The 24404-nt window shown below is 34.3% G+C and carries 21 protein-coding genes and 2 pseudogenes; 9 read left to right on the forward strand and 14 right to left on the reverse strand.

The window, feature by feature from the left end; all coding sequences use genetic code 11:
* The first annotated feature begins 4 nt into the window (after positions 1-4).
* A complete protein-coding gene (locus ACTWQM_RS00870) occupies positions 5-2044 on the forward strand; it encodes a methyl-accepting chemotaxis protein (protein WP_443256283.1) in 2040 nt (679 codons plus the stop codon).
* Between the two features lie 364 nt (positions 2045-2408).
* Here ACTWQM_RS00870 and ACTWQM_RS00875 read toward each other — a convergent pair whose 3' ends face one another.
* The 3 genes from ACTWQM_RS00875 to ACTWQM_RS00885 form a co-directional block, all read right to left on the reverse strand.
* The gene (locus ACTWQM_RS00875; protein ID WP_443256284.1) at positions 2409-2513 is read right to left on the reverse strand and encodes a putative holin-like toxin; all 105 of its coding nucleotides are present in this window, start codon (positions 2511-2513) and stop codon (positions 2409-2411) included.
* Between the two features lie 332 nt (positions 2514-2845).
* Positions 2846-3625 (reverse strand): enoyl-ACP reductase FabI, encoded by a 780-nt coding sequence (gene fabI / locus ACTWQM_RS00880; RefSeq protein WP_443256285.1) that lies wholly within the window; start codon positions 3623-3625, stop codon positions 2846-2848.
* Positions 3626-3801: 176 nt separating this feature from the next.
* Positions 3802-4800, reverse strand: a complete 999-nt coding sequence (locus ACTWQM_RS00885; protein ID WP_443256286.1) for a hypothetical protein — start codon at positions 4798-4800, stop codon at positions 3802-3804.
* Positions 4801-5680: 880 nt separating this feature from the next.
* On the opposite strand from ACTWQM_RS00885, the gene ACTWQM_RS00890 reads away from it, so the two are divergent.
* Genes ACTWQM_RS00890 through ACTWQM_RS00900 form a run of 3 tightly spaced genes read left to right on the forward strand, consistent with a single transcriptional unit; the run spans position 5681 to position 8592 of the window.
* A complete protein-coding gene (locus ACTWQM_RS00890; protein WP_443256287.1) occupies positions 5681-6733 on the forward strand; it encodes an N-acetylneuraminate synthase family protein in 1053 nt (350 codons plus the stop codon).
* A 14-nt stretch (positions 6734-6747) separates the two neighbouring features.
* Entirely contained in the window at positions 6748-7875 is a 1128-nt protein-coding gene (neuC, locus tag ACTWQM_RS00895) for a UDP-N-acetylglucosamine 2-epimerase (protein WP_443256288.1), read from the forward strand.
* Positions 7876-7887: 12 nt separating this feature from the next.
* Positions 7888-8592: an acylneuraminate cytidylyltransferase family protein gene (locus tag ACTWQM_RS00900; RefSeq protein WP_443256289.1), complete on the forward strand. Its 705-nt coding sequence runs from the start codon at positions 7888-7890 to the stop codon at positions 8590-8592.
* 155 nt (positions 8593-8747) lie between these two features.
* Here the strand turns inward: ACTWQM_RS00900 and ACTWQM_RS00905 are convergent, their stop codons facing one another.
* The 5 genes from ACTWQM_RS00905 to ACTWQM_RS00925 all read right to left on the reverse strand — a co-directional run bounded on the left by ACTWQM_RS00905 (position 8748) and on the right by ACTWQM_RS00925 (position 14138).
* Complete coding sequence (locus tag ACTWQM_RS00905) at positions 8748-9959, reverse strand: DUF4915 domain-containing protein (RefSeq protein ID WP_443256290.1); 1212 nt, start codon at positions 9957-9959, stop codon at positions 8748-8750.
* A 71-nt stretch (positions 9960-10030) separates the two neighbouring features.
* On the reverse strand, positions 10031-11884 hold the full coding sequence (locus ACTWQM_RS00910; protein ID WP_443256291.1) for a motility associated factor glycosyltransferase family protein: 1854 nt from the start codon (positions 11882-11884) through the stop codon (positions 10031-10033).
* The gene (locus ACTWQM_RS00915) at positions 11874-12482 is read right to left on the reverse strand and encodes a hypothetical protein (protein ID WP_443256292.1); all 609 of its coding nucleotides are present in this window, start codon (positions 12480-12482) and stop codon (positions 11874-11876) included. Before ACTWQM_RS00915 ends, ACTWQM_RS00910 begins: the two co-directional genes overlap by 11 nt.
* Positions 12483-12718: 236 nt before the next feature.
* On the reverse strand, positions 12719-13657 hold the full coding sequence (locus tag ACTWQM_RS00920; protein ID WP_443256293.1) for a flagellin: 939 nt from the start codon (positions 13655-13657) through the stop codon (positions 12719-12721).
* 253 nt (positions 13658-13910) lie between these two features.
* A complete protein-coding gene (locus ACTWQM_RS00925) occupies positions 13911-14138 on the reverse strand; it encodes a flagellin N-terminal helical domain-containing protein (RefSeq protein WP_443256294.1) in 228 nt (75 codons plus the stop codon).
* Between the two features lie 863 nt (positions 14139-15001).
* Here ACTWQM_RS00925 and ACTWQM_RS00930 point away from each other — a divergent pair.
* The 5 genes and pseudogenes from ACTWQM_RS00930 to ACTWQM_RS00950 all read left to right on the forward strand — a co-directional run bounded on the left by ACTWQM_RS00930 (position 15002) and on the right by ACTWQM_RS00950 (position 16750).
* Positions 15002-15484 (forward strand): PAS domain-containing protein, encoded by a 483-nt coding sequence (locus tag ACTWQM_RS00930; protein ID WP_443256295.1) that lies wholly within the window; start codon positions 15002-15004, stop codon positions 15482-15484.
* A gap of 29 nt (positions 15485-15513) precedes the next feature.
* Positions 15514-15567: pseudogene (locus tag ACTWQM_RS00935) on the forward strand (hypothetical protein); the annotation flags it as partial.
* A 57-nt stretch (positions 15568-15624) separates the two neighbouring features.
* Complete coding sequence (locus ACTWQM_RS00940) at positions 15625-15945, forward strand: GGDEF domain-containing protein (RefSeq protein ID WP_443256296.1); 321 nt, start codon at positions 15625-15627, stop codon at positions 15943-15945.
* A 101-nt stretch (positions 15946-16046) separates the two neighbouring features.
* On the forward strand, positions 16047-16232 hold the full coding sequence (locus ACTWQM_RS00945; RefSeq protein WP_443256297.1) for a hypothetical protein: 186 nt from the start codon (positions 16047-16049) through the stop codon (positions 16230-16232).
* A 185-nt stretch (positions 16233-16417) separates the two neighbouring features.
* A pseudogene (locus ACTWQM_RS00950) lies at positions 16418-16750 on the forward strand (EAL domain-containing protein).
* Between the two features lie 764 nt (positions 16751-17514).
* Here ACTWQM_RS00950 and ACTWQM_RS00955 read toward each other — a convergent pair.
* The 6 genes from ACTWQM_RS00955 to ACTWQM_RS00980 all read right to left on the reverse strand — a co-directional run bounded on the left by ACTWQM_RS00955 (position 17515) and on the right by ACTWQM_RS00980 (position 24392).
* Positions 17515-18285: a CheR family methyltransferase gene (locus tag ACTWQM_RS00955; RefSeq protein ID WP_443256298.1), complete on the reverse strand. Its 771-nt coding sequence runs from the start codon at positions 18283-18285 to the stop codon at positions 17515-17517.
* A gap of 52 nt (positions 18286-18337) precedes the next feature.
* Positions 18338-19060, reverse strand: a complete 723-nt coding sequence (locus ACTWQM_RS00960; protein ID WP_443256299.1) for an EAL domain-containing protein — start codon at positions 19058-19060, stop codon at positions 18338-18340.
* Positions 19061-19180: 120 nt separating this feature from the next.
* A complete protein-coding gene (locus tag ACTWQM_RS00965; RefSeq protein WP_443256300.1) occupies positions 19181-21208 on the reverse strand; it encodes a methyl-accepting chemotaxis protein in 2028 nt (675 codons plus the stop codon).
* A 627-nt stretch (positions 21209-21835) separates the two neighbouring features.
* On the reverse strand, positions 21836-23530 hold the full coding sequence (locus ACTWQM_RS00970) for a methyl-accepting chemotaxis protein (RefSeq protein ID WP_443256301.1): 1695 nt from the start codon (positions 23528-23530) through the stop codon (positions 21836-21838).
* Between the two features lie 23 nt (positions 23531-23553).
* Positions 23554-23910 carry a response regulator gene (locus tag ACTWQM_RS00975; protein ID WP_443256302.1) on the reverse strand — a complete coding sequence of 119 codons (357 nt, stop codon included), beginning with the start codon at positions 23908-23910 and terminating at the stop codon, positions 23554-23556.
* Positions 23911-23930: 20 nt separating this feature from the next.
* Positions 23931-24392, reverse strand: a complete 462-nt coding sequence (locus ACTWQM_RS00980; protein ID WP_443256303.1) for a chemotaxis protein CheW — start codon at positions 24390-24392, stop codon at positions 23931-23933.
* Positions 24393-24404: the final 12 nt, after the last annotated feature.

Genomic DNA, 24404 nt, shown 5'->3' on the forward strand with positions numbered 1-24404 from the left:
ATATATGGGGGAGAATAAGAAAAAGAAACAAATCAAGAAAAAAGGAAGCTTCCTAAGTAAATCACTGCAGCGACAAATACTTATACCGTTTTTATCATTAATTATTATTGCCGGAGCAGTTATAGCTTTTACCAATTATACGTTAAGTAAAAACATGATAATTGACGAAAAAGCACAAAGTGTTGAAACACAAATGAGTAACCTTAACGATACATTTAATGTTTTTTTTAACAATACGACAAGCATCTTAAATCGCCTTACTAAAAACGAATTATTTGTAAACTATGATGAAAACAACCGGCAAGCAATTGTCAGTTACTTGGGAGAAACTGTAGAAGCGAATCCCACTATCGCAAACATCTATACAGGTGTCGAGCTTTCCAGTGAAACAACCATTTATCCGGAAACGGACCTGCCAGATGATTTCGATCCACGTGAACGTGACTGGTATAAAGCCGCTCTTGAAGCAGATGGAAAAGTGATTTGGACACAGCCTTATGTAGATGCTGCATCTGGAAAAACAATCGTTACCGCCGCCCAATCCTACAGTAAATATGGGCAAGTCGTTGGTGTGATTGGCGCAGATGTTCTAGTTGATACACTAATATCCATGACAGCTAACATCCAGACAGGTGATTCGGGATATGCGATGATTATTGACCAAAAAGGAACATTCATCGCTCATCCGAATGATGAACTTGTTGGAAAAAGTGCTGAAGAGACCGCGTTCTATAGTAAACTTAGCAACAATGGTGAAAACGGGGTTATTGAATATACCGAAAACGGCGAGGGGAAAATCCTTGGCTTCACAACGAACAGCACAACAGGATGGGTTCTTGGCGAAACAGTATTTAAAAGTGATTTTAGTGACCAAGCAAGCAGTATTTTAATTCCGATTATCGCTACATTACTCATTATATTGCTGTTGGCAATCGTTATTTCCTTTTTTACAACACGAAGAATCACGAAACCAATTAAGGATCTGCAAGGGACAATGAAGGAAGTCGAGAATGGAAATCTTTTAGCCAAAACGACTATCAAAACAGATAATGAAATCGGCAAGCTTTCCGAAAGTTTTGATAATATGCTCCAGCAAATGCGGATGATGATGATCAAAATTAAAGATGTTTCCTTCAACGTGTCCGAAGCATCACAAACACTCGTTGCAAGTGCAGAAGAAAATACCGCATCATCAAATGAAGTCGCAACAACGATGGAACAAATCGCAACAGGCGCTGGCGAGCAATCAGAAATTATGGAACAGAATGCTGCTGCTACCGAAAAACTGTCAACATTGATTAAACAAATAGAAGAATATAATAAGAAGGTTTATGATGAGGCACGCGTCATGGATGAAGTCTCCGAAAAAGGAGCAGAAACAGTAAGTGGTCTCCGTAAACAATCCGAAGAAACAGGACAAATTACCAGTGAGGTTGTCAGAGCAATCCAATCACTTGATGACAAATCAACAAACATAAATGAGATTGTCACTAAAATCGCGGATATCGCCAGTCAAACAAATCTTCTGGCATTAAATGCAGCAATCGAAGCTGCCCGTGCTGGAGAAAATGGACGCGGATTTGCAGTTGTAGCCGATGAAGTAAGAAAACTAGCCGAACAGTCTGAAAGTGCACTTGGAGATATATCCACGTTAATCGGAGAAATGCAAACTGAAACAAAACATTCCGTTTCATTGATTGGTAAAACAAATGAAGTCATCCAGACACAATCACAATCAGTTAGTGAAACAGAGCAAGCATTTACAAGTATACAGCAAACAATTCATACCAATAATCAATTAATTAACAAGGTAATGGATATAATGGAAACAATCATAAGTCAGGAGCAGATTATTTCCAGCAATACGCAAAGCATTGCATCAATAAGCGAGGAAACTGCAGCGGGAACAGAAGAAACCTCAGCATCAATCGAACAACAAACAGCATCAATGGAACAATTAAACCATCTGGCAGAAGAACTGGAAACATACGCAACAGAAATGCAACAACAGGTGAACAAATTTAAAATAGACGAAAATAATTAATTTTGAAGAGGGACGGTATTACTGTCCCTCTTTTTCAAGAGTATTATTACCCAGGAAATAATTATCGAATCATGTCGCCTTGTGGCTTATTAATTCTGGTTCAAGGGTCATATTCTGATGATTGCCTTCTTCAGTAGCTTGCCGGTATAGGCTCCTTCCCAGCAATACATCCTCTTATGGTAATTAATACCTCAATTATATTCCTTTTCATCCCCCAACTTTGTGGTATAATGTAGGTAGAAATATGCATATACTAAAAAGACCACAGTTACAGCTGTGGCCTTATGATAAGCGGTTCCCTTAGGGGATCAGCTATCCACGAATAGGCCTCTCCCATTAACGCTTTGCGGCTTTACAGGGAGGTCTATTTTTTATTAATCATGTGCACAATTAGCGTCAGGAAACCGGTCATAAACGTTCCAAAACCGATCAGCAAGAAAAAGACTTCAAAAACACCCAATCGCCTCACCCCCTTTTATAATGCTGGGGTAGCTGATTCATCCCTATAAGGAACTTTATCTACTAGATAGTATAGCATAAAATTCGGTAAAAATACGAACAAATGTTTGGTTTTTAATCTTGGTACAAGTTCTTGCTAAGCCTTTAGACTCTAGGTGCTTAGAATTATATTTTGAAGAGTGATGCCACTTTTTGTCGACCTGGTTCGATAATAGTAGTAATAGAAGGAACTCTATAGTGTGCTTGTATACTATAGTATATGCAAGGGAGTGTGGGAGTTCGTAATACATTTGAGGAGTGAAATAAAAAACGAGCACCCTGTAGCAGAATGCTCGCCTACTTTTAAGATCCAGCGATAATATGAAAACCGGAATCGACATGCAATACATCACCAGTAACACCACGTGCCATGTCACTCAATAAAAATACAGTTGCGTCGCCAACCTGGTCCTGATCAATCTGACGACGGAGCGGCGCCTTTTCTTCAATAACCGACATTTTGTCATTAAAGCCTGAAACACCTTTAGCTGACAGTGTGCGGATTGGACCAGCTGAAACAGCATTCACACGAATACCATACTTACCAACGTCTTCAGCCAAATAACGCACACTCGCTTCAAGCGCTGCCTTGGCAACACCCATTACATTATAATTAGGCACAACGCGTTCAGCACCAAGGTACGTTTGCGTGACAATACCGCCACCCTCAGTCATCAGCTTTTTCGCTTCTCGCGTCACAGCAACGAGCGAATACGAGCTAATATTTTGTGCCAGAAGATAACCCTCACGAGAGGTATCGGCATATTCACCATTCAGCTCATCACGGTTCGCAAAAGCAACCGAATGGACAAGCCCATGAATGGTGCCAACTTTCTCACCAATTTCCTGGAATGCACTAACGATGCTCTCATCATCCGCAACATCACAAGACACGATTAGTGTAGGATCAATATCACTTTGCCCGAGGAGTTTTTCCAGCTTTTGTTTCGAACGTTCCTGGCGGTTGGTGAAAATCAAGTTAGCCCCAGCATTGTAAAGCGATTTTGTAATACCCCATGCAATACTGCGGTTGTTCGCAACTCCCATAACAACTATGTTTTTATTTTTCAATAATGTGTTCATTTATGTACCTCCGATTGATTAAATATGTCTTACTTATAATGTAGCACAATTAGTACCAGGTGTTAAATGGGAAGAAGAAATTGAAGATACTGCACAATTAGAAACTTTAATTGTTTAAAGCAGTAGTGTTTATCTTCTCACTAAATCCATCCCAATCCTTCTCTAATTTAATCGAATTACTTATTTTGAATATGATCTTGAAGTTTTTGTTCATACTCATCAGCAAATTCTGGTATTATGTTCTTTCTTAAAAACCCAATATACTTTGATTCAATAACTTTTCTTAACTCAACAGGTATGCTAAAATCAAAAAAATCTTCTGGAGGTTCTGATATTCCAAACAATTCATATAGTTGATTTATTTGTTCAGCATCTGCAAATTCAACAAATCTCCTGTGGACCCACTTTCCACTATCTAAATAATTATTTACTATGTGGTTCTTCTCTTGAATATTACTATATTCCTTTGAATCCATTAAAATATTTGATAAAATGCTAGATTTCTCATTTAGTTTTGAGAGTAAAAAAGTTCTCCTTAGATCAAGAGATGAATTAATTTTGCCTTCAATTCTTTTTTCTGCATAAGGTACTTGAAAAGCATTAGATATAACATTCCAGAAAAGATCCTCGTCAGTTTTTAATATCTCATGAGGAACTATTAAAATATTCTTAAAATACCTTTTATAACAGTTGACAATATGCTCAAGGTCAAATGAGTGCCTAAGATAGAGATGCTGCTTTTCAACGAAATCTTGGGCGGAACCACTCCATCCTTGTTTAATAGATTGAACAAAAATAGATTTCAACCATGAAATTGGGTCCCTTACGGTTATCAATAGGTTAGGTGTTAAATCCGATATTCTACCAAGATTACGGCTTGCATGATTAATAAACTCAGGTATTTTGTGTTGACTATCTACTTTATTGAGATAAGCCGTAGAAAAACCCTCATTGCTTATAACAAGCTTTTGGTCCTCTTGATAATTTATATCGGTTTTTATTTCAAGTTCAATGTCTTCATTTATATTATCTTTCATCACAGAGTCTCTTATTGAGTTTAGAAATTTCATGTTACCTTTCCATGATAAGCAATAAGATTTATCTTTTAACCAAACATTTTGCATATATGTAGAAGCAGTCTTCATCATTCCTATATGTATAAAACCTGTATCCAATTGTTTATCATTCCTTTTATAATATTTTATATAGTTTTATCAGTTTCTTATTTCTAACAATTGTGCACATATTAAGATTACTCTTTGTATTCTTCAATATCTTTAATAATTATATTTTATTCTGGAAATGTTGATTGGACAAAACCTCTCTAACGCTAACTCTAGTAAACAATGATTTTGTTAGCACTTATCTAGCATTCTAAATTTAAAGTTCTCCTGTTTTTAACCGAATTTCCTATGCATATATGCACTCCTGAACCAATTAGCACATTACCTTTTTATATCCATCTCAGTTCCTCTTACTATGAATAACATTTTATTTGTCTAATCACTACACTTTTTCCAATAGATTATTTTTGAACTCCTTGCTGCAAAAGATTCAGGTATAAATTCCGAACTCCGAACCATCATTAAATTTATAAGCCTCTTTTTACAAATATTTCTTATTATTCAGGAGTAAAAAGAAATAATTATTTACGAAATATCAGGTTCTAATCTTAGCCTTATTTTAACCTAAAATCTTATACGCATCCCCATTCTCATCCAGTTTTACTTCAATGAAGTTTTTGAATGTGCTTCACTTAACTGGATATGTATACTAAAATCAAGTTATCTACTTAATTATCGGAGGGATAAACCAAATATCAGGGCGATGTTTCCGGTTATTATTCATTTTTCCTCATTCTGTGTTTAACTTTGGTTACCTTAATGTCGATATATTAATTGATATAATCACAAGATATTTGCTTAGAATTAAAGGCTACTGAATTTATACTTATATTCTATCATAATATTATATTTGTAGTTTGATATAAATATTGCACCTTGTATACTAAAATGTTGAAAAAAATAACAGAAATCTTTATTTGGGGGAATAACAATGAATAACGGTTACCTAAGAATAGGCACTCGAAAAATTGGACTTGACTATGAACCGATAGTCATTACAGAAATCGGAATCAATCATGAAGGTAGTTTAGCTGTAGCAAAAGAAATGGTAGATGCAGCGTATAGAACTGGTGCTGAGATTATTAAGCACCAAACACATGTGGTTGAAGATGAAATGAGTAAAGCCGCAAAAAAAGTAATCCCAGGAAATACGGATGTTTCGATATATGAAGTAATGGAACAAAGTGCCCTTAATGAAGAAGATGAAAGAGAACTTAAAAATTACGTTGAATCAAAAGGGATGATTTTTTTAAGTACTCCATTTTCTAGAGCAGCAGCGGATCGTTTAGAAAGCATGAATGTAAAAGCTTATAAGATTGGTTCCGGAGAGTGTAACAATTATCCACTCATTGAACATATAGCTTCTTTTGGTAAACCTATGATTGTATCAACTGGAATGAATGATATCGAAAGTATTAGAAAGACCGTATCAATACTAGAAATACATAATGTAGATTATGCTTTACTTCATTGCACTAATCTATACCCAACACCACCTGAGCTAATTAGATTGGGTGGAATGGAACAATTAAAACAAGAATTTCCAAGCGCTGTTATCGGGTTATCAGATCATACAGTAAATAATAATGCATGTTTAGCTGCAACCGCGTTAGGTGCATCAATATTAGAAAGACATTTCACAGATAACAAATCCAGAAAAGGACCTGATATTGTTTGTTCTATGGATCCATCAGATTTAAAACAACTGATCGATGGAAGTAAGGAAATATTTAGAATGAGAGGAGGAAAAAAAGAACCCGCAATAGAAGAACAAGTGACAATTGATTTTGCATTCGCAACTGTAGTAACTACCAAAAATCTACAAGCTAGTGATATCCTTACAAAAGATAATATTTGGGTTAAACGACCTGGAACAGGTGGAATTATGGCAGAGCACTATAAAAGTCTAATCGGAAAAAGAATTAATAGAGATATACAAATAGATGAACATTTATTATGGAATGACATAGAATCTTCTTCTTGAAAGGTAGAACAATCATGAAAAAAATACTATTTATAACAGGTACTAGAGCTGATTACGGAAAAATTAAATCTTTAATGAGAAAAGTGGAGGACAGCGATAAATTTGAACTGTACGTTTTCGTAACTGGTATGCATATGTTGGCGAAATATGGATCTACGTGGAAGGAAATTATGAAAGATGGATTTAAAAACATTTATCAATACATTAATCAAAAAAGTCAGTCTCAAATGGATATCACTCTAAGTAACACTATTTTAGGTTTAAGCAATTATGTACAGGAGTTTAAACCAGACATGATAGTAATTCACGGTGATAGACTAGAGGCTTTGGCTGGTGCAATTGTAGGAGGTATTAATAATATTAAAGTTACGCATATCGAAGGGGGAGAAGTCTCTGGAACAATTGACGAATCAATTAGACATGCAATAACAAAGTTCTCACATATTCATTTAGTTAGTAATGAAGAAGCAAAAAGAAGAGTATTACAACTAGGAGAAAAAGAAAGTTCCATACAAATTATAGGTTCCCCTGATATAGATATAATGCTGTCGGATGAATTGCCTGTTATAGATGAGGTCAAGGATAGATATGATATCAATTTTGATACATATGCTATATTAATGTATCATCCAGTAACAACAGAATTAAATGAAGTAGCTAATAGGGTAAAGATTTTAGTAGATTCACTGATTAAATCACAAAAGAATTATATAGTTATATATCCTAATAATGATGAAGGAAATTCAATCATACTGGATGAGTACAATAGATTAAGCAACAATGAGAAATTTAAAGTAATTCCGTCCATGCGTTTCGAGTATTTCCTAACTTTACTTAGAAATTCCCAATTTATAATTGGAAATTCTAGTACTGGAATTAGAGAATCTTATATTTATGGAGTTTCTTCAATAAATATCGGAAATAGACAAGAAGGAAGATACGACCCAACTAAACAAGGTAACATTATTAGTATAGAGGAAAACGAAGGAGCTGTTCTAGAGTCAATTAGTTCAATAAATCCTGAAATAAGCAGTCTTGAATTCGGCGACGGGACTAGTGATAAAAAATTTATAAAGTTACTTGAAGATGAGACCCTCTGGAGTATACCAATTCAGAAAAAATTTATTGATAAAATACACTAAGTAGGTGTAGCTATGTATAACAGAAAAACTTTTTTAGCAATAATTCCAGCAAGAGGTGGAAGCAAAGGAATCCCAAAGAAAAATTTGGTGCCAATAAATAATAAACCCTTAATACAATATACAATTGACGAAGCCCTATCATCAAAATATTTAGATGACATAATTGTGTCTACAGACGATCAAGAAATTGCTGAAGTTTCAAAACGATTGGGAGCGGATGTTCCTTATTTGAGACCTCCTAAACTAGCGGATGATCACTCAAAGACAATTGATACCATTTTACACGTTATTGAAGAGCAAGGAAAACTTGGTTATAAGAACGATTATGTAATGGTTTTACAACCAACCCAACCATTACGAAAAAGTTGGCATATTGATGAGGCTATTGAGAAAACTGTAAACTCTCAACTAATCAGCCTAGTTAGTATTTCAAAAGTCAGAGAGCACCCAATTCTTATGAGAACTCTTAATGATAATGACACATTAGAAAACTTATTGGATATAAACAGTACTGTTAGACGACAGGAGTATCCGAATTTCTATAAAGTTAACGGAGGTATCTACATAAATAAGATAGCTTGTCTGAGTCAGCATACTAGTTTAAATGACAATGAAACAGCGTATATTATGGATGATAAATATGATTTGGATATTGATGAGCCATATGATGTTGAATTATTTAAGTGGCGGCATAATAACTACAAAAATAATGGGTAGTAATTTAAATATTACTCCCCATTTTTTAATTAAAGCTATTTAGAAATTATTATATTTGTAATCCATAGGGTATTAATTGCTACAATTGAGTTAATGGAAGTTTTGCCTAGACAGTAAATGCCTTTCCTCAGTCCCAGGCAGTCATAATGTTCTGATTACTCCATCACTACTATCGAGTGGATATTGGAAAGGCTCTCAAAAGAATAAAAGCGACCAATATTCGTCACTTCATCATAAACATGAATACCACAATTTAAATGAATCATTCCTTGTTCACTATCCTTTAATCTATCAAAATGACGTTGTTCACTTTGTCCGATATAGTAATAGTTTCCATCAAAGTTTATTCCTCGTGCAAATCCATTAACGTTAACAAGTTTTTTATTACTCGTTTTATAAACATCTCCCCGCATACTGTCTAATATAACTATATCCCCTTTGATAAAACAAATAGAATGAGGCATCCATAAATCCTTTATAGGATAACTAACGGTTTCCTTCATTTCTATATTCATAATAGCCACGCCACCATCATAACATCCTTGTCTCCATAAGCCGCTAAACGAAAACATTGATATGAATAAATTACCTTCATAATAATATAAGTCATTAATATGATGACAATCAGTCTGCCCATCAATACTGAATTGTGATATATTTATTTCATCAAGGTGTACCCCACTTTTTGCGCAAATTACTGATATTGAATCACGGCCAGTATTTGCAACATACAGGATATCTTTATCTGCGTTGTACGCAATGCCATGCGTAATCGAACCCGGAAGAGTAGTAATTGTGGAAATGTGGTTCAACTTTTTATCAAATACCAAAATTCCTTGCATTGCGTCAGCTATATAGTAGTATTTTTTAGATTCAGTTATTTGTCTTAACCTTCCACTAAAATGTTTAGTTAAATCGCCCGTTTTAATATTAAAAGTGTACAATCCGCCACCGCGCTTAAAACTGTCTATGTCTTCTCCATCAGAACATGTGAAGATCAATGTCTGATCAATATTTTTGATGTCCTGCTCAACTTTCTGGTTAAACAATATTGGGGAACAAAAATAGTCAATTCCAGGTTGAAAACCCATTTCAGTTAACTGTGAAGCTACACTATTAATTGCAGTAGTAGTTATTAAAATAATAAAATCACTTTTTTCATTATGAATCTCTTTGGGTGCAGTAATATTGATTTGGTCAAACAATTTTGTGTTTTGCATATTTTGACTATTGTCAAGAATACAAAGTGGGGATCGATTAATTTTTTGTATTGTCTTTTCCACTAATTCTACACCAGCTCCAAAAAACACGACCTTCTTTTTTTCAATCAAACCTTTTAATTGTTCCCAATCTAACCAAACACTCATGGTATACTTCGCCCTTTCCTAGTTCTGCTTGACTGAAATGTTTCTTAAGAACTTATTCTAACTATAGATATTTAGTCAATAAAACTTTGTATACTGTTATTAATTATTTGTTTTAATTCAGCATTAGCTTGCTTACATTGATTTATAAAACTAGTAAAAGCATAATAAATTTCAGTTCCCTTTGTTAATGAATCCTTCAGACTTTTTAATCGGCTCATCTCATTTTTAAGATATTCTACATGTGCTCGAATGTAAAATGATAAAAAATTTGAATAATATATATTTTGATTTAACTGTACATATAACTTATCAAGTTGTCTAAATAAGCTTTCCAGCATTGACTTGTTTTTCAATTTTGTATATTTTAGAATGGATTTTAATAAGTCTTCAAAACGAGAAATTAAGTCATCAAACTTAATAATACTCTGGTTTAAATCTTCTTGTTGATCAGTTAATTTGCCTATGTCATAGGAATTACTTTTATTCCACCATTCATCTTTTTGAATTGGCAGAATTAGCGTTGTTTCAAGAATGTCCTCAATTCGTTTGAAAGTAACTCCTTTTATAGCTGCTCCACCTTTTGTAGTATTAATTAATGTTGTATCTTTATAAAGCGCAGCATATTGTTCTATATTTTCTCGCATATTATTGAAGCTTAAATTTGTTTTAATTTCATTTCCATATACATCTTTTGTTTTTATAGCATTTTCTAGTTGTTTTTTATCAACAGTTGTTCGCCTATGTTCATATTCAATACCCTTAGAATACAGTTGATTGTTTAAATATCCTAAGTTCTGCCCAGCAAAAATTATTGGATCAGCACCAAGTTTATTTAAAACTTGAAAAGTCATAACGGCAATTGATGGGGAATCAGATATAAGGTCTTGCTTTAAATCGAGTTGTTTACCTAAAAAATATGTTGATGTCTTATCCTGTGTTGTTACGAAGTGCACCTTAGGACCTTGATATTTTGTTAAAGTCTCATACCCAACACTTGAACCAAATAACATTGGCACATTATCCATTTTATTGTCATACATTTTTTTAAATATTTTATAATTTGTTTCTTTTGGGTCATATGTACAAACAACATCAGGCAGTACATCATATTCAATCAAACTGTTAATAGCCGAACCTACAGCAAATAAATATGCTAAATTATTTTCCTTGATATATCTTATGTATTCAATATCCTCTGCCAGTGAAGGTCCGGCTGAGACAATCATTGCTGGTTTCCCATCAAATTGAGATTGGTCAATATCTCTTAACATGTTTGGTGTATTTAAAACCTCACTAAAATTAATTAAACTATTCTTTACCCATAATTTTTGAAACTTTGTATCAGTTCGTAAGTTCGTATGACGATTTCGAACTACTTTCTTAACCTTTTGATTAAATTGTTCAACCTTATCTCTTACTATATTCTCATAACTAGGCAAAAAAATTATCTGGGTATTTCTGTTACCTGAACTGAAATCCTGTAAAAAATCATCTGATTCACTTTCAGGTAAATCAATATAAAAATGTTTTGTTTCTTTTGTAATGATACGATTTAATAGTCTTTTTTCGCTCATTGCTAAAAAAATCTCAGGAACAGGCTCATAAACAGAATACGTATTATTTGGATATAACTCTTTAAATTTTTCTATATGATACCCCATACCTATCCCATAAAAAAAGACATGCGTGTTACTATTAATCTTATCTTGATGGGAAGTAATAATGCGTTCAGCTTCACGCATTGGGTCATACATACTATGTACCATGAGTTGTTTATCGCCTACTTGATAACGGATTGTTTCGGAACCTGATTTAGATTGCAATATTTCTAAAGCATTTAATTCGATATCATCCTCACGCTCTAAAAAATAGTTACGAATTGCAGGATATTTCTCCCTGAGAAATAATGTATTATCAATTAACATTTTTCATAAACTCCTCATCACTAAGTGATATAGCCAAATCCCTCTGTAGCTCCTCGTATGCAGGTGTTAGCTCATAGGATAAAATATCTGAAATCAATACAGTGTCCTGTACTTCAACACCTTCGAACAATTTAGAGAAACTTTCTTCACATTCTTTTACATCTTTTTGGATAGAAGTCCAATTCGATGGTTTTTGAGATGTATTTTTTGTAAATGATGTAAATTGCAAAATCCACTGCATTCCTTCCGCTAATTGGTTAATACCTTCCCACGTTTTACCAGTGAATTTTTCATAACTTTCATCTACTAATACCTTTAAAGCTGGAATCGCTCCTTCTAAATAGATATTAATAGAAGTCATTGTTTCCCAAATCATTTCTTTAGTTCTCCTAGTCACTATCTCTACCTTGATTATTTCACCAATACGCTCTTTTAAATAATCCTCGTGGTTTTCATAAACCTCAACATCATCCACAATCAGGTGACTAAAGACAATATCATTGTCTACAATAAAATCGTTAATCTTTTCAAATATAGTAGTTATAGAAGCGACGTTATTATGTAAATCGAATTGTTCACTCTTGTATAGTAATTTCATTGTACCCTCCATGAATTTTATAAATTATATATCGTTTCTTTTATTATCGGCATGGTTCGACAAATTATCAAGAGGGAAATCTATCTATAATATTAACCCTTTAAATTTTTGAGAATCTTTATTTCCAATCCTATCCCTAAAATAGTATTTAGTTTAACTTAATATCTTTAAAATAAATCTTCAAAGGAACAAAAAAGAGACTCTGACAGTTCAGAGCCCCTTTAGATTAATATTTATTAACGAAGAAGTTGTAAAACTCCTTGTGGTTGCTGATTTGCTTGAGCTAACATTGATTGTGCCGCTTGTGAAAGGATATTATTCTTCGTAAAGTTCATCATCTCTTTCGCCATATCAACGTCACGGATACGTGATTCTGCAGCAGTTAAGTTTTCCGCAGACGCTCCAAGGTTATTAATAGTGTGATCTAAACGGTTTTGTATTGCACCGAGTTTGGAACGTTCAGCTGATACATTTTCAATAGCTGAGTCAAGAGTAGTTATAGCCGAATTAGCCTTATCCTGTGTACTAATATTAATTCCGCCTTCTCCAGCAGCTGTAGTTTCAATACTAATTGTTCCAGCATCTGTTGCAACTCCAGCAGTATCATCAGTATCACTTATTCCTACACTAATTGTTGCATTAGTAGTATCAATTAACGATCCTGAATTTGTTACATTGATTGTAGCACTAGTACCAGAATTCGAAAGTGTGCCTGAACCAATTTTAGTACCTTCAGAATTATTCAGGGTAACAACACCCGAACTTGATACTTCTGCAGTGTATTCGCCAGTTTTCAGATTACCAAGATCAGAATTTCCACTAGTTTTTAAATTAGTAGTACCACCATCTGCAGAAGTGATTGCAGTATTGTTTGTAGCGTTTAGTTCGCTAGCGCTCATATCTCCAATTGAAACTTGAACATTCTGGTCTGCATTTGCTCCAACCTGAAACTTACCTTCGAAATTACCATCTAAAAGTGATTTTGTATTGAACTCAGTGTCTTCAGAAATGTCTGTCAATGCGCTTGCTAACTGATTTACTTCCTTTTGCATTTCAGCACGATCACTATCAGTATTTGTATCGTTGGCGCTTTGTACAGCCAATTCGCGCATACGTTGAAGGATTGAGTGTGATTCATTCATTGCACCTTCAGCAGTTTGGATTAGAGAAATCAATTTGTTATCGCAGCGATTGTTTATTCGCTGCTTCTTTATGTTTCCATAAAGTTCAGATCATATCTTCATCCCTTGAGGATGCCCCGCGCTCGTGGGTGGGTTATCGGTATGGATCCTCACCACCTGATCGTTACACCTTCCTAACTACTTTCACCAATTCATTAGGCTTGGCTCGGTATTGCCCACCATCCACACTGCAAGTTTGGTTTGGGGTTCCACCGAGTTCACGGAGTTTTCATCTAAGTATTACTACTTAGAGCGGCATTTCTAGTCTACCGTCTTGAGCATTATTTTGAGCTTGCTCTAAACCACGAATTTGTCCACGCATTTTTTCAGAGATTGCTAGACCTGCAGCATCATCTCCAGCTTTGTTGATACGAAGACCTGAAGAAAGTTTTTCTAGAGATCCCTGTGTAGCCTCGTTGTTGTTTGATAATTGGCGGTGCGTATTTAACGCCGCAATATTGTGATTAATAATCATATTTTCTTACCTCCATGTAAGTGTATTTTTTTGCGAGTCACATCCTTATGTCTCGCATGTCCTTCTGATGTTATGGCCATAACATTCATTCATCATGATGATGTATTACTTATATCGGCAAGGTTCGATAATGTTTAAATCTTTTTTTAAAATTTATTTTCATAATTGTACCCTATTTGATACAGGGGGGTGAAACACGTAAAAGGAAATTCCTCATAATGTTAGTTGACTTAAACAACTTAAAAATATTGTTGACTTATCACCTTATAAGACAGTCAAGCCTTTTTGACATCGTTGAATATATGGGATGAGGTCTATCCATCGTTGTTTGAAGCCTTTTTTAGCTAACTTTCGACAGAGCCCGAAATCCAACAAAAATCTTTATATATTTGGTATTTAGTAGATATAAAATGTAGGCAAAAGCAGTATATTAGAACTATACGTTTAATCGATAATAGTAATCTTATACCCAAGGAACTACGTATTTTTTCAATGGCCGCTAGCTACCGTTCGAAACACCCTTAAAGGAGCTCCTATTTTACTTCCGGTTCGCCTTTATTCAAATAGTGAAAATACATCGTCATAGGACTGCGCTTTGACAACAGCTAATGGGGTATTGAACAACTTTTTAATGAAGAGACATAATTAATGACTAAACTTAAAAGGTGTTAAGGCAAGTCTGGTTTTTGGTCTAAATGGCCATAGGACATCGGAATACAGACAATAATTAGATAGTTAGTTATCAAGTACCCAAAGATTATAAGAAAAAGGTGAACACAGTGAATAAACACAACATCGACAAGATCCCTATTTATGTATAGTTATGCAGTACATTTATTTTAGCATTATCCCTTTATTTCGAATTGTTTACTTCTGTTGTATCGTCCGGATTCTTCTGGATTCTAAATCTTATTTCAGTTTCTTTATTCTCCTATCATATAGGATTAACTGGTGGTATCACCGCTCTACTACTAATATTAGCAGTTCATATTGGATTTGACTTCCAAACATTTTCCTCACTATCTAGTATCCAGCTTATAAAGTCTCTTATCATCAATTCTGTAGGATTTATTACTTCAATATCCATTGGTTACTTGGCCGGAAAGCTTAAGTATAATGAAAAAGAGATCCGAGATTTGTTTAGCAATAATGATGTTATTTTTTGGACTAGATATCTAAAAACAGGGACAGCAACTGTCTCGGAAGGGAATGCGAAGATTTATGGTTTGACAAGGAAGGATTTTGAAAAGAATCCTGATCTATGGATGGACTTTATTCACCCTGATGATTCGGCGGTATTGTTAGATGCAATTCAAAACAAAAGTCCGGTAAAAAAACGAAAGTAGTCTACCGTATAATTCAATCCGATGGAGAAATTCGCTGGCTTGAGAATCGCGGCACTCCATTCCTCGACAAAAAAGGAAAAGTCACAAAGGTAAATGGCGTTATCTTCGATATAACAAACCAGAAGCAAGCTGGAGAAAAATTGAATAAGATAGCTTATGAAGATGAATTGACTGGTCTTCATAGTCGGAATTGCTTCAAAAATTATTTGCTAGAATCTGTAAAGATAAATACATCGGTCGCTGTCATGTTTGTTGATTTTGACAACTTTAAGCGAGTTAATGACACATTCGGTCATCGTGCGGGAGATTTTTTATTACAACAAATTGCCGATAGATTAAGAAATTGTGTAAGAAATGAAGACGTCGTTTCTAGACAGGGAGGAGAGGAATTTCTCGTACTATTGGAAAATACCGAAATAAACGAAGTAAAAGGGATTGGGAAAGAATTATTCGTGAGATGAAACATCCATATACAGTAGAAGGAACTGAAATTTTTTCCACATTAAGCATCGGAATAAGTTCATTTCCTCAAATTTGAAATAGCCTAGAAAGCCTAATTGAAATGGCTGATTTTGCAATGTACTTAGCTATAAAACGCGATAAGAATAATTATCAATTTTACGATAATGAACTCCAGCAGAAAATGAAAAGAAGATTAATGCTGGAAACTCGATTACATAGGGCAATTGAACTTGAGGAACTACAAGTTTATTATCAGCCACAAATGATTTGGAAACCGGGCGCTTAGCCGGGGCAGAAGCCCTCTTACGCTGGGAATGTGATTTAGGAGTAATCGGACCAGATGAGTTTATACCAATTGCAGAAGATACTGGATTAATAATTTGAATAGGCGATTGGGTATTAGAAGAAGCGCGTCGGTAAATAAAAAGTTTTAGAGAAAATGGCCTGTCATCCTTTCCGGTTTCAGTCAATATATCAACGAAGCAACTAATGAATCCGGACTTTATTGGCAGTTTAAAAAGCATTCTTTTAAAGAAAAATATTGCTCCGGGATCACTAACACTAGAAATTACTGAGTCTGCCTTTTTGTTTTATGACTATGCCAAGGATACCATCTCTGAGCTGCATGAACTCGGAGTGGGTATTTCCTAAGACGACTTCGGTGTCGGTTATTCGTCTCTTAACATGATTAAGAATATCGAAATAGAAGAATTAAAGGTTGATAAGTCCTTCCTAAATGATTCATTAGTAAATAACAGAGTTAGCTCATTACTCGAATCTATTATATTACTCGGGAAAAAATAGGGTCGAAAGTAGTAATAGAAGGTGTAGAAACACCAAAGGAAATGGAATTATTGATGAGACAGGACGTGTATAGACAAGGGTACTTTTATAGTCATCCAATACCTGCTAAGGAATTTGAAAAATGGTACTATGCTTTTTATACGAAAGAGAAAGTAACGAAAGAGACGAAGGTTTTACGGTTATCTTACATAGTTAGATTGAGGTAACCCGAATAGCGGTGCTATTCACCACCCGAATTTTAAAAAAGGCCAGCGCACAAACGCCGGTCTTCATTAATAGGTTTATATTTATTTATGATATAAATCTACAACCACTAGAGCATAAAAAGTTTTATCGTTTATATAATCAAGTAGTGTACCTAGTATCCAAAGCAGTTTAAAGCTAGTTTGAAATTATCTTAATTTAAGTAGGTTAAATATGTAGCTTTACTAGTACAGTTGCTTCTGAGAATAATTCTCATTCTCAAACAGATGATTATACCGAAAAACCCTCTGTCCTCAGACAAATATGGACCAGCTACTATATACAATTACTCTCGGTATTCAACGGTAAATTAACTTTTGGTACTGATTGTAAAAGATATTAGAAGATCTAGCTTATTCTTATTAAAGTTTTTGAACCCATTATACTTGGAGCACGGCTTTAATGGCGAAAGACTTGTTTGTACTTGTGCAGTAAGAAAGTACTTATACTATTTTACTATGCTTTTTATTCAAGAACTCTATCGTGAACCGCCTATTTTATTATTCACTGGTCAATATTGTTTATATTTTCCTGAAGAAAAATGAACTAACAGATTCAAGCCCATATTGTTCAGGGTTGCTTATACGTTCAGTAGAACCTATAAATAAAATTCCACCTATTTTTAATGATTGGCTAAACTTTTGAATAATTCCTGCCTGTGCCTCTTCCGTTAAGTATATAAGCACATTACGACAGACAATTATATCATAACCACTTTGATAACGATCAGCTATCAAATCATGTTTTTTAAAGGAAACCATATTTTTAATATTAGTCGCAATTTGATAATTATTTTTACTTTTAATAAAGTTTTTTATTTCATCCCTTGCCAAACCTTTTAAGGATTTTTCCGAATATAAACCAACCTTAGCCTGACTTAATATTGTTTGGTCTAAGTCAGTAGCTAAAATAGAGACCTTGCACTCCTCTAAGTACTTCGATAAAAGGATACCTAAAGAATAGGGTTCTTCCCCTGTTGAACAGGCTGCACTCCATACTTTTATCTTGCTTTGTCCCTTAATTATATCGGGTATAAGCTTATTCTCTAGCGTGTCCCACTCTTTCCGATTCCGAAAAAATTCAGTAACATTAATCGTCAAATGATTTAAGAAAATATCCATCAATTTCTTATCCTTTTCTATTCCATGATAGAAACTCTGCAGGTTAGAATAGCCATATTTATCACTTAATGATGTTAGGCGACGTTTCATCTGTCTTTCTTTATATAAAAAAATGTCGATTCCCGTCTTATTTTTAACTTTTTCTATAAAATATTGATAATCTTTTTCCATGCTATGTCCATTTTCCTTTCATAATGACTGATCATTAAGACTACCATTTAGTTTATATATAATCTGAAATTTGTTGAGGTTTACCCAGAAAAAAACCCTGCCCTAAAGGAACACCTAATTCAATGGCTTTATTCAGATCTTCTTCATTTTCAACCCCCCCCAAAACCAAAGTTATATCTTCACCTAAAAGGTGCAACATCATTTCGACGGAACTTTGTTTTTCAGCAGTTATGTTCAAACTTTTAGCAAAATGTTGATCTAATTTAACTAAATTTGGAGCAATATCTGCAATTACTTTTAGAGTTAATGTACCACTAATAATATTATCAAGGGCAATTAAGAAACCTTGGTTTTTCAGATCTGCCACGATTTCTTTAATTGAGGATAAGTCTATACTTTCTCTTGGTTCATTTATTACAAAGACAATAGATTTAGGGTCTATTTTTGAAAGTGCAATTATCCATTGCAAACTGTAATAAAAAGCTTGGTCCACCAGAGTTGAAGGGAATACTTTAATAAACAAGTATGAACCGTCAGATTTTCTGAACTCTCTTCTATAGGTTTTAAAAGCTTTTAATATAGATAACATGTCTAAATCGAATAATTGATTCTGTTTTTCTACATATCTGAATAGTAATTCTGGACTTTGAAATTCTGGTGAACGAATCAAAGCCTCATAGCCAAAAGTTTTATTCTCCGATAAATCCATAACAGGTTGAATAACATGATGAAAATCAGTTTCTTTAATTAACAAATCTAATTTACTATTTTCCATTTTTATCCACTACACACCCCTCTATCGAATACGTTATCTTAGGTAAAATTATAGAAAAATATGATAGCTTCCTATGGTAAACTATCATATTTACTCCTTATAATTTTTAAAAACTAGTATCTAGAGCTTGAATTCACGAACTAATCCATTTAATTCTTCAGCTGTCTTCGCAAGGCTGTCTGAACTAGCTGCAACTTCTTCCATTGAACTGCTTGTTTGTTGAGACGAAGCTGAAGTCTGCTCTATTCCAGCAGCTGATTCTTCAGATACTGCTGCAATTTCTTGAACAGAACCATTCATCTGTTCACTGCTTGCTGCAATTTCAGATAGGTTTTCAGATACTGTTTTAATACTACTAACCACTTCTGTTACAGCATCACTAATCCCATTGAACTTTTCACCTGTTAATTTTATTTGGTTAGTACCTTTCTCTACCTCTTGATATCCTTCTTGTAATGATCCAGTTACTGCACTTGATTCATTTTGGATGTTAGACACAATATCAGTTATATCCGTTACAGAGACAGCTACTTGTTCCGCAAGCTTTCTTACCTCATCTGCCACTACAGCAAACCCTTTCCCATGTTCACCGGCTCTCGCAGCTTCGATAGCTGCATTTAACGCGAGGAGGTTAGTTTGATCCGCGATATCTTTAATAACAGAAACGAGTTTTGAAATTTCTTGTGACTGGGTATCTAGTCCTTGTACCTTTTTAACAGCATCCTGAACAATCTGGTCAATTGTTGCCATCTGTTCATTTGAAGAATTCATTAACCGGCTTCCTTCATCAGTCATTCCTAAAACTTCACTTGAAGAGTTTTGGATACTTTCACCATTTGAATTTGCCTCTTGAACTCTGGCCGCAAATGTACCCATAACAGAAGATAACTCGCTCGAAGTATTTGCTTGTGTTTCTGAACCTGAAGCCAATTCCTGCATTGTCGTAGCAACTTGCTCAGATCCTTCCTTCACTTCATTTGCAGATTGAGTTAATTCTTCACTTTGGGCGCTTACTGTTTCGGATACCTTATTTATTTGATTTAACAAGTCACGCATACTATTATTCATGTCGTTTGTAGCAGTAGCCAGTTGTCCTACTTCATCCCTTGATTTAGTTTCAAGTGGTTCCTGGGTCAAATCACCATTAGCAATTAATTTCATTCTTTCCATTACAATTTTGATTGGCTTCGTTATTTTACGAGTAATTGTAAGCGAAACAACCACTGCCAAAATAAATATAACCCCTAATGTAATAGCAATCGGGACGAGAATAGCTTGTGCCTTATTCTCAAATTCAGCCTGATTAATTGTACCACCTATTACCCATCCTGTAGTCGGGTTTTTAGTAAAACCCATTATTTTGTCTTCACCCTCGGTCTGATAATTTACAATACCTTGTTCTCCTGAATCTACAATTTTTTGGTAATAGTCTTTTTCAGATATGTCTTGCCCAATATAGCTTTCGCTTGGGTGAGCTAAATAGCTACCTGATTGATCCAGTAGAATAGAGTAACCTGATTCACCAATTTCAACCTTATTAATCATTGCAAGTAATGTATTAACGGATACATCTACACTTACAACACCCATTAATTCATTATTATTGAAATATGCCTGTGCCGCACTAACCACTGTTTCCCCAGAAGCTTCATCTAAGTATGGTTTCGTCCATATTGTGGATCCATCTGCCTCTACAGCTTTCTTATACCATGACCGTTCTTTCGGATTGAAATCTTCACCTAGGTCAGCATCAGGATAAATAATTACTTCGCCAGACTCCTCTATGCCGGTATAAATATTTTTTATCGATTCATTTGAATCACCGGTTTCTTTGAAATATTGAAATAAAGCATCTGTTTCTTCCACCTGATAATCTTCTAACAATTCATTTGACGTTACGCGGGTTAAGGTATTATCAATATTGTCAAAGAATAATTCAAATGTGTTGTTCATACCATCCATTTGACTTTGCACATTATTTGTCAACTCATTTGTAGTTATTTTCACACTTGAATTATAGCTAACAAATGCAACAATCCCACCAGCCAAAATAATAAGTATTAAAAATGGAATCATTATCTGGTTTTGTATACCTTTATTAAAAAACCAGCCTTTTCTATAGCCTTTATTTTTTTTCTTGGTTGTCATTAATATCCCCTCATATCTTTTAGAATTTATGTATATTTACCTCAACTATACACATCACTTCACAAAACTTTCTCTAGGTGCCCCATCCTTCTCGTATCGAAAAAAAACAGTAACCTTAATTGTCGAGTGATTTAATATCTCCATCAGCTTCTTATCCTTTTATTCTAAATGACTGTCATAAACTCAACCTTTATAAAGCGGTTATTTATGGATTTACCAAAGCCTATTATTAATAATCTGATATAGACTATATTTGTTTAGGTTTACCTAAATAAAATCCTTATCCTAACGGAACTCCTAGCTCAATAGCTTTGTTTAAATGTTTAATTTCAGGCCCTTAATATAGACAATATATCTAGATCGAGTACTTGACTTTACTCTTCTACAAATCTTAATAGTAATCTGGGCTTTAATATCTGGTGAGCGAATCAAATCCTTGTAGTCAAAAGTTTTATTTTTAAATAAATCCATAATAAGTTGAATAACATGATCACTATCAGTTTCTTTAATTAACAAATCCAGTTATTACTCTCCATATTGGTAATCTAAGGTAAAATTATAGGAAAATATGATAGTTTCATATAGCAAACTATTATATTTTTTTCTTCTAATTATTAAAACTAGTATCTAAAGCTTAAATTTACGAACTAATCCATTTAATTTCTCGGCTAACCTTGCTAAATCATCCGAACTCCCTGCCACTTCTTCCATAGAACTACTAGTCTGTTGAGATGAAGCAGAAGTTTGTTCTATACCAGCAGATGATTCCTCGGATACTGCCGCAATTTCTTGAATCGAACCATTCATTTGTTGACTGTTTGCTGCAATTTCAGATAAGTTATCCGTTACAGTTTTAATACTGCTTACCACTTCCGTAATACCATTACTTATCCCACTAAATTTCTCTCCAGTAGATCTAATTTGTGCTGTTCCTTGTTCTACCTCTTTATATCCACCTTGCAACGAATCTGTAACAACACTTGATTCATTCTGGATATTTGTAACAATATCTGTTATATCTGTTACAGATATAGATACTTGTTCTGCAAGTTTCCTCACTTCATCAGCAACTACTGCAAAACCTTTTCCATGTTCTCCTGCTCTGGCAGCCTCAATTGCAGCATTTAACGCCAAAAGATTTGTTTGATCAGCAATATCTTTAATAACAGAAACTAACTTGGAAATTTCCTGTGACTGTGTATCTAACCCTTGAACCTTTTGTACTGCATCCTGTACTATTGAATCTATTTTTGCCATTTGCTCGTTGGAAGAGTTCATTAATTCACTTCCTTCGTCCGTCATTTCCAACACTTCATTTGAAGATTTCTGAATATGTTCGCCATTTTCATTTGCTTCTTGAACCTTATTAGCAAAATTCCCCATAACAGAAGATAATTCGCTTGAAGTGTTTGCTTGCGTCTCTGAACCGGATGCTAATTCTTGCATTGTTGTAGCAATTTGCTCAGCGCCAGACTTTACTTCACTTGCTGATTGTGTTAATTCTTCACTTTGACTACTTACTGTTTCAGACACTTCATTTATTTGGTTTAATAATTCGCGCATATTTGTATTCATTTCATTCGTTGCAACAATAAGCTGTCCAATTTCATCAATAGATCTTGTTTCTAATGGTTCTTGACTTAAATCACCGTTTGTTATAACTTTCATTCTCTCCATAACTGTCGAAATTGGATTCGTAATGCTTCGGGAAGTCAAAATAGCAATTAAAATACCTAACACCATGACAAGAATCGTTATTGCAATTCCTATGAACAATGAAGTTTCTCCGTTCGATATAACTTCTTGGCCCATTTCATCTATTATAGCTTCTCTTTTACTAGCCATATTTTGAAAACCAACAGCTAGTTCATCAGCAAGTGGTTGAACTTCTTCCTCCATAATTTGCATTGCGACTTCTTCATTGCCACTATCATATTCTGCAAATACTTTGTCTGTAAGAGTTCCCCATTCAAATTTTTTATCCACAAGCTCCTGAGCTTGTTCAGAATTGCTTAATTCAAGCACCTTTTCTTCAAGCGCTATACTCTCCTCTAGTCCTTCTTTAAATTCATTTTTGTACTTAACGTCGTCATACAAGAGATACCCACGTAATAAACTTGTTCTTTCTACCATATCAACAGCTAATTTTTCATCAGTAATTAATAAGGCTAATTGATGATCCGTAATTTCTTTCATTTCTTTATTTGCTTTAGTTGTGGTGTACATATTATAAACACCTAATAGGAGAACTAATACAATAATAATTGAAAACCCAAGAAGTATTTTTGTCCTTAACCTTTTAAAATTTAATCCTTTTTTCAATTTCTACACCTCATTTTTATAATTTATAGTATTTTATCTACAGCTTCCTTAATTCTTTCGGGGGTGAAAGGTTTTACGATAAAATCATTAGCTCCCGCTTGAATAGATTCTACAACCATACCTTGTTGCCCCATAGCTGAGCACATAATTACCTTAACCTCCAGATTATTTTTCCTTATTTCTTTAACGGCTTCAACCCCGTTCATTTCGGGCATTGTAATGTCCATTGTAATAAGGTCAGGAGCTAACTCATTAAATTTTTCAATCGCATCCAATCCGTTCTCGGCTTCACCTACTACCTCATGGCCTAACTTTGTAAGGTTATCCTTTAATTGCATTCGCATAAAAGCTGCGTCATCCGTTATCAATACTTTTGCCATTGTTGTTCTCCTCCTATGTGTTAATCCTCCGCTATTTCTTTGACCTCATTTATTTCATCAAAGTTAAAAACATGTTCTAAGTCTAGCAAGACTAAAAGGCGATTCTCTAATTTAGCCACTCCCTTTAAAAAGGATTCTTTAACACCATTTACAATTTGGGAAGCCTGTTCAATAACGTTTGGGTCAATATCAACAACATCCGATGCGGCATCGACAATTAACCCGACCTGAACATTATTCATAGATGCAATTAACACCCGCGTTTCACCCGTACGTCTCGTTTCACCAATTCGTAACCTTTCCTTTAAATCAATAACAGGAGTAATCTCACCTCTTAGATTAATAACTCCCTTTATAAAATCAGAAGTTTGGGGTACCTCTGTTATGTGCTGCAATTTTTCAATCGATAATACTTCTTGAATATCAACACCATATTGCTGTTCATCTAATTGAAATACAATAACTTTTAAGAATTCATCCATTTATTTTACCTC

This window comes from Virgibacillus sp. L01 (genome assembly GCF_052246775.1).
Classification (GTDB): domain Bacteria; phylum Bacillota; class Bacilli; order Bacillales; family Amphibacillaceae; genus Lentibacillus.